The following is an 8861-nucleotide window of genomic DNA, read 5'->3' as shown; positions in this document are numbered from 1 at the left end:
CCCCGGCCGGCGCCTCAGGCCGATTCGGCGGCCAGGCCGAGTCCGCCGCCGGGCGGCTCGGCGAAGAACCGCGCCACGTCGGCGTCGCCGACCTCGTGCAGGCCCGCCGGGTTCCAGCGGGGCCTGCGGTCCTTGTCGACGATCTGCGCGCGCACGCCCTCGGGCAGGTCCGGCAGGGCCAGGGCCGCGCACGAGGCCCGGTACTCCGCGTCGAGCGCCGCCTCCAGGGTGGGCAGGGCGCGCGCGGCCCGCAGCACGGCGAGCGTCGCCTTGAGCGCCGTGGGCGAGCGCGTGAGGATCGTCTGCGCCGCCTCCTTCGCGGCGGGGCGCCCGTGGTCGAGCAGGCGGGCCACGATCTCCTCGACGTCGTCCGGCGCGTAGCAGGCGTCGATCCACTCGCGGTGCGCGGCCAGTTCGCCCTCGGCGGGTTCCGCGGCGAACGCGCGCACGGCCTGCCGGGGCGTGCTCTCGCCGAGCGCGGCGGTCAGCGCCGACAGGTCCACCGAGCGCACGACGTGGTCCGCGAGGCCGCACAGGACGGCGTCGGCCGCGCCCACCGCCGCACCGGTCAGGGCGAGATGGGTGCCGAGCTCCCCGGGCGAGCGGGACAGCAGGAACGTGCCGCCCACGTCGGGCACGAGCCCGATCCCGGTCTCCGGCATGGCCACGCGGGACTGCTCGGTGACGATCCGTACGCCGCCGTGGGCGGAGATGCCGACGCCCCCGCCCATCACGATGCCGTCCATGAACGCCACGTACGGCTTGGGGTAGCGGGCGATGCGCGCGTTGAGCCGGTACTCGTCGCGCCAGAACGCCGGTGAGGTGAGGCCTCCTCGGAGGGCGTCCTCGCGCACGGCGCGGACGTCCCCGCCGGCGCACAGGCCCCGGCCCCCTGCTCCGGCCACGACCACGCACTTGACGGAGTCGTCCTGCTGCCACGCCGTCAGGGCCGCGTCGATCATCCCGACCATGCCGTGCGTCAGCGCGTTGAGCGCTCTCGGCCGGTTGAGGGTGAGCAGGGCCGCGTGGCCCGTCCTGCCGAGCAGTACCGGATCTTCTGACGCCATGGTGGGGGTGGTTCCTCGCCTCGGGCCCCCGGAACTCCGGCCTGCCGCGCCGGTCTTCCGAGGTGCGACATTGCACTTCCTTTACAAACGGTACGCTGCTGCTGTCGACCCTCCCTCCGCACCTCGACTCCTGGCGGCCGGCTTTCCCATGTCTTCCATGTCCTGGTTCGCTTCCGTGGTCCTCGGACTCGTACAGGGGCTCACCGAGTTCCTCCCCGTCTCCTCCAGCGCGCATCTGCGGCTGACGGCCGCGTTCGCCGGCTGGCACGACCCGGGAGCGGCCTTCACGGCCGTCACCCAGATCGGCACGGAGGCCGCCGTGCTGATCTTCTTCCGCCGGGACATCGTGCGCATCGTCTCCGCCTGGGCCCGCTCGCTGGTGGACCGTCCGATGCGCTCGGACCCCGACGCGCGCGTCGGCTGGCTGGTCATCGTCGGATCGATCCCCATCGGCGTGCTGGGCATCGCGTTCAAGGACCAGATCGAGGGCCCGTTCCGTGATCTGCGCCTCATCGCGGCGACGCTCGTGGGCATGGGCGTCGTCCTCGGCGTCGCGGACCGGCTGGCGGCCCGCGACGAGTCGGGCGGCAGGCACCGGGCGGTCAGGGAGCGCAAGACGCTGCGCGAGCTGGGCGTGCGTGACGGCCTCGTCTACGGCTGCTGCCAGGCCCTCGCGCTGGTGCCGGGCGTCTCGCGCTCGGGCGCGACCATCAGCGGCGGCCTGTTCCTCGGCTACACCCGCGAGTCGGCCGCCCGGTACTCGTTCCTGCTGGCGATGCCCGCGGTGCTGGCGTCCGGCGCGTACGAGCTGAAGGACGCCGGGCAGGGGCACGTCTCCTGGGGGCCGACGATCCTCGCGACGCTGGTCGCCTTCGCTTCGGGCTACGCGGTGATCGCCTGGTTCATGCGGTTCATCTCCTCGAAGTCCTTCCTGCCGTTCGTGCTGTACCGCATCGCGTTGGGCATCGCCCTGTTCTTCCTGGTCAGCACGGACACGCTCAGTCCGCACGCGGGCGAGTCGGCGGCCTGACGACGGCCGGGGCGGCCCCGGGGTTGCCCCGGCCGGACGTGACGCGCAGCACTATTCCGTCTCGGAGTGTGACCAAGAACGCTCACGGAATGGTCACGATCGTGCGGATCCAGGTTTTAGGCTGTGCTCATGTCCAAGTCCTCCGCAAGCCCGGCGACGCCCCGCGGGGCGTCCGATGCCGCGGCGACCAACGAGCGCATCCGCGCGCTGGTCGATGCGGCCGACGGGGCGTGGCCCGCCGAGGCCTACGAGGTCCTGCTGCTCGAGTGGGCCGCAGCCGTCGGCCACGTCGACAGCGCGGCCTGAACCGGCGGCGCTCCCGCCCGGCCCGCGGCGGCCCCCTCCGTCGACGCTCAGTCGACGCTGAGCTCGCCCATCGCGCTCCAGCCGTCCGCACCCTCGATGGTGGTGCTGACGATGTCCGGCGTGCGGCTCACCAGCGGCCGCATCGTGGCGATGCCCGCCTTGAAGTGGTCCGAGTTCACGTGCGCGGCCGCCGCGTCGTCCTTGAACGCCTCGACCAGCACGTACGTGTTCGGGTCCTCCAGGCTGCGCGACCACTCGAACCAGAGGTTCCCCTCTTCGGCGCGCGTCGCCGCCGTGAAGTCGGCCACCTTCTCCGGCCACTGTTCCGCGTGCTCGGGCTTGACCGGGAACTTGACGGTGATGAAGATCATCCCGGCATTGTAGGCGAGAGGTACGGCGCGGCATCAGCCCCCGGCGGGCCGGTCGCCAGGTTCGGGTACGGAGGAGCGCCGCCACGCGCGCGCCCCCGCGGCGCCCTCCTCGGCGGCCCGCAGCGCCAGCGCGGCGAGCGCCCGCGGCGCGCCGTCCTGGCCGCGCGCCCCGGGGAACGCGTTGACGTCCACGATCCGGGGCGTGCCTCCGCCCGCGTCGATCAGGTCGACCCCGTACACGTCGAGCCCGAAGATCCCGCCCGCGCGCAGCGCCAGGGCGGCCCAGCCGGGCGGCAGGACCGCCGGGCCGCCGCCGTCCCCCGCCGCGCCACGGCCGGGGGCCTCCCCGCCCTCTGCGTCCTGGGTCACCGGCTCCGGGTCCCCGGCGAGTTCGGAGCGCCGCAGGGCCGCGAAGACCCGTCCGCCGATCACCCAGATCTTCTGGTCCCAGCCGCTGTTCTCGGTGAACGGCTGCACGACGACGGGTTCGTCGCGCCAGGCGGGCAGGAGCCCGCGCAGATCCGCGGGGCCGTCGGCGCGCGCCACCAGATCGCCCCTGCGGCTGTGCCGGCTCTTGACCACGAGGGGATACCCGGGCGCCCCTTCGTCCAGGAGCCCGGCGAGCGAGGCGACGGGCCGGGTCGCGGCGAACGGCAGCCCCGCGCCCGTCGCCAGGTCCGCCATGGCGACCCGGTCCTGGCACAGCTCCGTCGCGGCCGCCGTGTTGAGGACGGGCGCCCCCCGCTCCTCCAGGCTCCTCGCCAGCGCGAGGGCCGCCGGGGTGTGCGCCTTGAGCAGGTAGACGTCGGCGGGCGGGCCCTGCGCGTCCGGTGCGCCGCCGCGCTCCGGGTCGAGCCACCGCACGTCGTGCCGTGGGGCCAGGAGCGCCGTGGCGCCGGCGAGCAGCGGATGGTCGGGCCGGGAGGTGACGAGCCCTATCCTCATCGGTCCTCGCCCGCCGTCACGGGTATCTGGGCGGGCAGGCGCGGGGTCTCCTGCCGCAGCGGCGCCGGGCCGGCGGAGGCCGTGCCGCCAGCGAGGCGCAGGACGGCCCGCGCCACCCGGGACGCGGCGTCCGGCACCTGGCGGAAGCTCGGGAAGTCGTTCACGTCGACCACCACGGGGCCGTCCGGGCCGAGGAGCACGTCGAGTCCGTACAGGTCGAGCCCGTACACCTCGCCGACGCGGGCGGCGATCGCCGCGACCTCCCGCGGCAGCGCGACGCCGCGCTCCCCCGGCGCCCGGTCGGGGTGCAGCGGCGAGCGGCGCTCGGTCGCGTACAGCTCGCCCGCCACCGAGTAGACCTTGAGGTCGAGGCCGGTGTTGGGCACGTAGGGCTGCGCGATCAGGAGGCCGTCGTCGGCGCGCACCGCGGCCATCTCCCGCAGTCGCTCGGGCGTCGGGACGAGGTGGACGCCCCGGCCCGAACTGCCGTCGGCGGGCTTGACGACGAGGGGGAACGCGGAGTCGGGGATCTCGGTCAGCGCGCTCCACCGGGCGGCCGCGTAGGTGACCGGGACCGGCAGGCCGTGGTTGCGGCCGATGACGGCGGCCAGCGCCTTGTCCCGTACGCCGCGGATGGCGCGGGCGTCGTTGACCGTGGTCAGGCCGACGGCTGCCGCGCCCTCCAGCAGGGTCAGCCCGGGGCCGCCGGAGACGGTCTTGAGCACCCACGCGTCGTGGCTGCCGGCGCGGACCGCGTCCGAGAGCGGCACGAGCGAGCTGCCGGGACGCAGGACGTCCACGTGGTGCCCCCATGCCGACAGGCGGCGCATGACCTCGACGGGCATGCCGTCGTGGCGGTACTGCTCCTCCACCAGAAAGCAGAGTCTCATCGGCAAACCCCGTATACCCGTATGTCAGATGCCTGGTGGGCGCGGGCGGACGCCCGGCCCCGCAGGACACCTGAGAGATCATGAGCCATCGCGTGCCCGCCCACCGCACCGGCCCCCGCCGGGGTGGGTGGACCCGCCCGGCGCCCCCCGTTGCGCGGACGATACCCCGTCATGAACTGGTTCCCGCCGGGTGGTGACGACCAAGGGCCCCCGCACGCACGGAAATCCGCGGCGCCGCCACGGGGAACCGGCGGCGGACCGGGCGGGAGCAGGGCGGGCAGCGGCCGGATGCTCCCCGGCGCCGGCCGCGGCGGGGACTGGGGCAGCCGTGTGAGCCGGCCGGCGGCGGCGCCCGAGGCGGGTAGGGATGGCGGGAAGGGCAGAACGCGCGGCGAGGAGGCTCGGCATGGCGGTCCCGGTCGGTGTGGTCGAACGGCGCGACGGCGGGCCCCGCGGCGAGCGGCCCCGGCCGCACGCCCGGTGGCGCCCGGGGGCCGCCCTCGTCGCGGGGGCGCTGCCCGCCCTGGCGTTCCCCGCGCCCTCCTGGTGGTGGTGCGCGTACGTGGCGCTGGTGCCGTGGCTGCTGCTGGTGCGCGGCGCGCCGACCCGGGGACGCGCCGCGCTGTACGGCTGGCTCGGCGGCGCCGGTTACATGGTGGCCGTGCACCACTGGCTGTTCGGGAGCCTGCACGTGTTCATCGTGGTGCTGGGGGCGCTGCTGGGGCTGTTGTGGGCGCCGTGGGGGGTGCTGGTGCGCGCGCTGCTGGGCGGCCCGGGCGGCCCGCCCCGCGCCGGACGGGCCCTCGCCGCGCCCGTCGTGATCGCGTCCGGGTGGCTGCTGGTGGAGCTGGTGAGGTCGTGGCAGGGGCTGGGCGGGCCCTGGGGCGTGCTCGGGGCGAGCCAGTGGCAGGTGACCCCGGCGCTGCGGCTGGCGTCGGTGGGCGGGGTGTGGCTGGTGAGCCTCGCGGTGGTCGTGGTGAACGTCGCGGTGACGCTGCTCGTCGTGTCGGCGCCCGCGCGTACGGCGGCGGCCGCGGTGCTGGGGATGGGCGCCGTGGCGACGGCCTCGGTATGGGCGTGGGCGCCGCTGCCCGCCGAGTCGGGGGAGGTGGCGCGGATCGCGGTGGTCCAGCCCGGCATCGTCTCGCGGGCGGCGGGTTCACCGCAGTTGCGCTTCGCGCGCGGCGAGGCGCTGACGCGGCGCGTCGCGGGCGACCGGGCCGACCTGGTCGTGTGGGGCGAGAGCGGGGTGACGCACCGTCTGGCGACGCATCCCTCGCTCGGCCGGCGGCTGAGCGCGCTGTCGCGCACCGTCGGAGCCGACCTGCTGGTGAACGTCGACGCGCCCGACACGGACGCGTGGGGCCGGCGGGGCATCTTCAAGCGGAGCACGCTGATCGGGCCGAAGGGGCCGACGGGACCCGCGTACGACAAGATGCGGCTCGTGCCGTTCGGGGAGTACGTGCCGGCGCGGTCGCTGCTCGGCTGGGTGACCTCCGTGGGCAGGGCCGCGGGTTCGGACCGGGTGGCCGGGCGCCGCCAGGTCGTGATGACGGTGCCGCGCCACGACGGCGGGTCCCTGCGGGTCGGGCCGCTGGTGTGCTTCGAGTCGGCGTTCCCTGACATGAGCCGGCATCTCGCCGACGCGGGCGCGCAGGTGCTGGTGGTGCAGTCCTCGACGGCGACGTTCGACCGCACCTGGGCGCCGGCCCAGCACGCGTCGCTCGGCGCGCTGCGGGCCGCGGAGACGGGCCGCCCGGTGGTGCACGCGACGCTCACGGGCGTCAGCGCCGCCTTCGGGCCGCACGGCGAGCGGGTGGGACGGCAGCTGTCGACGGGGCGCAGCACGTCCGCTCTCTACGCGGTGCCGACGGCACACGGCACGACGCTGTACGACCGCTTCGGCGACTGGATCCTGTACGTGGCGGGCGCCGTGGTGGCGGGCTTCTGCCTGGTGCGCGGGGCGCGCGGCGGCCGGGGCTCCCGGCCGGGGCGGCTCAGGCGCTCTCTGCCTGCGCCGCCCGCACCACCCGCTCGCACAGCTCATGGGTCTCCAGCGCGTCCCGTGCGCTGAGCGTCCGGCCGGCGCGGACCGCGTCGAGGAAGGCGAGGGCGGCCTGCTCGATGCCGCGCTGGCGGGCGACGGGCACCCAGTCGCCGCGGCGGCGCACGGTGGGCTGCCCCTTGTGGTCGACGACGGTCGCCAGGTCGTGCACGGCCCGCTTGGAGTCCTGGCCGGAGACTTCGAGGATCTCCTCGGTGGAGCCGCTGCAGCGGTTCATCGTGCCGATGGCGGTGAAACCGTCGCCGGACAGCTGGAGCACCAGGTGGTGCACGAGCCCGTCGCGCACCCGCACCCGGATGTCGGTGTGGTCGACGGTGCCGGGCACCAGGAACCGCAGCGTGTCCACGACGTGCACGAAGTCGTCCACGACGACCTCACGCGGCTCCCCGGCGAGCCCGACGCGGTTCTTCTGCAGCAGGACGAGTTCGCGGGGGTGCTCGAGGCACTGCGCGTAGGACGGCGCGAAGCGGCGGTTGAACCCCACGGCGAGGGAGGTGCCGTTCTCCTCCGCGAGCCGCACGAGCCGCTCCGACTCGGCGTAGTGCGCGGCGATCGGCTTGTCCACGTACGTCGGGATGCGGGCCGCGAGGAGGCGCTCCACGATCTCGGGGTGAGCGACGGTCGGCGCGTGCACGAACGCCGCGTCGGGGCGGGCCGCGATCAGCGCGTCCAGGTCGGCGTGGCACTGCGCGGCGGGGATGCGGTGCGCCGCCGCGGTGCGTTCCAGCGTCGCGGGCGTCCGCGTCTGCAGGTGCAGTTCGAGGCCGGGCTGCGCGGTCAGCACCGGCAGGTAGGCCTTCTGCGCGATGTCGCCGAGTCCGATGCAGCCGACCTTCACGACGTTCCTCCCGGGGTAGCTTCCGGCAGCATACGTGGGCCGCCCGGGGCACGCCGCGCCGGATAACCCGTCGCGCGCGGGCCGCCGGGCGGGACACGATGGCGCCCATGACTTCCGTGCCCCCGCGCCTGTCCCCGCCCGCCGATCCCTCCTCCGGGCCGCCCCCCGAGTACGTGCCGCCGGCGACCCCCGAGGACGCCGCCGCGCTCCGCAACCCGGCGCCCCACGGCGACGCCGGCGAACGCGAGCAGTTGGAGGAGTGGCTCGACCACCACCGGGCCACCCTCGCGTTGAAGTGCGCCGGCCTGACGGAGGCGCAGCTGCGGCAGCGGCCCGTGAGCCCGTCCGGGCTCAGCCTGCTCGGACTCGTCCGGCATCTGGCCGAGTGCGAGCGCGGCTGGTTCCGCTGCACGCTGGACGGCGAGGAGCTGCCCGGCATCTACTTCACCGACGAGGACCCCGACGGGGACCTGCTGCCCGGCGAGGACGACACCTGGGCCGAGGCGTACGCCACCTGGCAGGCCGAGATCGCGCTCGCGCGGCGGCGGGCCGCCGCGCACTCGCTGGACGACCCCGGCGCGGGCCGCAAGCAGCGCGACACCGGTCGGCCGTTCACGCTGCGCTGGATCTACCTGCACATGATCGAGGAGTACGCGCGCCACAACGGACACGCGGACCTGCTGCGCGAGGCGCTCGACGGCACCACGGGAGCCTGAGCGGCGGAGGCCCGAGCGACGGGGACCGGGGAGGCCGGGGCCCGGGGTGGCCGGGGCCCGGGGTGGCCGGGGCCCGGGTTGTCGGGGCCTGCGTGATCGGGGCCCGAAGTGATCGGACCCGGACGACCGCGGCGCGGGTGATCAGGTCCGGATGGTCCGGGCGCGGGTGATCAGGGCCTGGTCACGCGGCTGTTCGGGGCACGGTCGGTGCGGGCCGGGCGACGGGCGTCACCCGGCGTGGAGGAGATCATCCATCCGGGTTGATTGTGCCGAGGGGCGCCCCGGAGTGGTTCCCGCGCCAGCAGAGTTGCGGCGTGCGACGAACAAGAACCACCACGATGCTCCTGCTCGGCGCGGCCGGGGTGGCCGTGACGGCCGTGTCCGGCTGCGTGTCCGTGGGCCCGGACCGCCCGCCGGGGCAGAGCCAGCGGGCCGGCAGCACGGCCGCCCCGGGCAACGGCCAGAACGTGAGGCCCCAGGTCGTTCAGGCCCCGGCCCGGGAGGCGCTGGAACTCGCCGGACCGTCGTCGCCGCCCGCGGCGCCCCCCTCGGGCCGGACCGCGGCTGCCGCCCCGCGACCGTACGAGCCCGAACGGGACCGGGTCCCCCGGCAGGCGCCCCGGTCGGCGCCCG

9 protein-coding genes and 1 pseudogene are annotated in these 8861 nt (G+C 75.5%); 5 read left to right on the top strand and 5 right to left on the bottom strand.

What is annotated here, in order from left to right; translation table 11 throughout:
• Window positions 1-14: 14 nt before the first annotated feature.
• Window positions 15-1067 (bottom strand): enoyl-CoA hydratase/isomerase family protein, encoded by a 1053-nt coding sequence (locus L1885_RS18200; protein WP_235798191.1) that lies wholly within the window; start codon window positions 1065-1067, stop codon window positions 15-17.
• 157 nt (window positions 1068-1224) lie between these two features.
• Between L1885_RS18200 and L1885_RS18195 the strand changes: the two genes are divergently transcribed.
• Complete coding sequence (locus tag L1885_RS18195; RefSeq protein ID WP_235798190.1) at window positions 1225-2097, top strand: undecaprenyl-diphosphate phosphatase; 873 nt, start codon at window positions 1225-1227, stop codon at window positions 2095-2097.
• Window positions 2098-2226: 129 nt separating this feature from the next.
• Window positions 2227-2403 carry a hypothetical protein gene (locus L1885_RS18190; RefSeq protein WP_235798189.1) on the top strand — a complete coding sequence of 59 codons (177 nt, stop codon included), beginning with the start codon at window positions 2227-2229 and terminating at the stop codon, window positions 2401-2403.
• 47 nt (window positions 2404-2450) lie between these two features.
• Here the strand turns inward: L1885_RS18190 and L1885_RS18185 are convergent, their stop codons facing one another.
• From L1885_RS18185 to L1885_RS18175, 3 genes are read right to left on the bottom strand one after another with little or no spacing between them, the layout of a single operon-like run.
• On the bottom strand, window positions 2451-2774 hold the full coding sequence (locus L1885_RS18185) for a putative quinol monooxygenase (RefSeq protein ID WP_235798188.1): 324 nt from the start codon (window positions 2772-2774) through the stop codon (window positions 2451-2453).
• 33 nt (window positions 2775-2807) lie between these two features.
• Window positions 2808-3719: an ATP-grasp domain-containing protein gene (locus tag L1885_RS18180; protein ID WP_235798187.1), complete on the bottom strand. Its 912-nt coding sequence runs from the start codon at window positions 3717-3719 to the stop codon at window positions 2808-2810.
• Window positions 3716-4609, bottom strand: coding sequence for an ATP-grasp domain-containing protein (locus L1885_RS18175; RefSeq protein ID WP_235798186.1), 894 nt, complete (start codon window positions 4607-4609; stop codon window positions 3716-3718). The genes L1885_RS18180 and L1885_RS18175 overlap by 4 nt, the downstream gene beginning before the upstream one ends.
• 406 nt (window positions 4610-5015) lie before the next feature.
• Here L1885_RS18175 and lnt point away from each other — a divergent pair, with 406 nt between their 5' ends.
• Window positions 5016-6683: an apolipoprotein N-acyltransferase gene (lnt, locus tag L1885_RS18170; RefSeq protein WP_235798185.1), complete on the top strand. Its 1668-nt coding sequence runs from the start codon at window positions 5016-5018 to the stop codon at window positions 6681-6683.
• Here the strand turns inward: lnt and L1885_RS18165 are convergent.
• Window positions 6607-7512 carry a Gfo/Idh/MocA family protein gene (locus tag L1885_RS18165; RefSeq protein WP_235798184.1) on the bottom strand — a complete coding sequence of 302 codons (906 nt, stop codon included), beginning with the start codon at window positions 7510-7512 and terminating at the stop codon, window positions 6607-6609. The two genes, lnt and L1885_RS18165, sit on opposite strands and share 77 nt — an antisense overlap.
• Before the next feature lie 107 nt (window positions 7513-7619).
• Between L1885_RS18165 and L1885_RS18160 the strand changes: the two genes are divergently transcribed.
• A complete protein-coding gene (locus L1885_RS18160; RefSeq protein ID WP_235798183.1) occupies window positions 7620-8228 on the top strand; it encodes a DinB family protein in 609 nt (202 codons plus the stop codon).
• 314 nt (window positions 8229-8542) lie between these two features.
• Window positions 8543-8861, top strand: a pseudogene (locus tag L1885_RS18155) (hypothetical protein); the annotation flags it as partial.

It is taken from the genome of Streptomyces fuscigenes, assembly GCF_021556455.1.
Classification (GTDB): Bacteria; Actinomycetota; Actinomycetes; order Streptomycetales; family Streptomycetaceae; genus Streptomyces; species Streptomyces fuscigenes.
This window is presented reverse-complemented; position numbering and strand designations above follow the sequence as displayed.

Excerpts from the sequence above, each read along its gene's own strand:
- L1885_RS18200 (WP_235798191.1), bottom strand. The coding sequence starts at position 1,067 with ATGGCGTCAGAAGATCCGGTACTGCTCGGCAGGACGGGCCACGCGGCC.
- L1885_RS18175 (WP_235798186.1), bottom strand. The coding sequence starts at position 4,609 with ATGAGACTCTGCTTTCTGGTGGAGGAGCAGTACCGCCACGACGGCATG.
- L1885_RS18185 (WP_235798188.1), bottom strand. The coding sequence starts at position 2,774 with ATGATCTTCATCACCGTCAAGTTCCCGGTCAAGCCCGAGCACGCGGAA.
- L1885_RS18160 (WP_235798183.1), top strand. The coding sequence starts at position 7,620 with ATGACTTCCGTGCCCCCGCGCCTGTCCCCGCCCGCCGATCCCTCCTCC.
- L1885_RS18180 (WP_235798187.1), bottom strand. The coding sequence starts at position 3,719 with ATGAGGATAGGGCTCGTCACCTCCCGGCCCGACCATCCGCTGCTCGCC.
- L1885_RS18195 (WP_235798190.1), top strand. The coding sequence starts at position 1,225 with ATGTCCTGGTTCGCTTCCGTGGTCCTCGGACTCGTACAGGGGCTCACC.
- lnt (WP_235798185.1), top strand. The coding sequence starts at position 5,016 with ATGGCGGTCCCGGTCGGTGTGGTCGAACGGCGCGACGGCGGGCCCCGC.
- L1885_RS18190 (WP_235798189.1), top strand. The coding sequence starts at position 2,227 with ATGTCCAAGTCCTCCGCAAGCCCGGCGACGCCCCGCGGGGCGTCCGAT.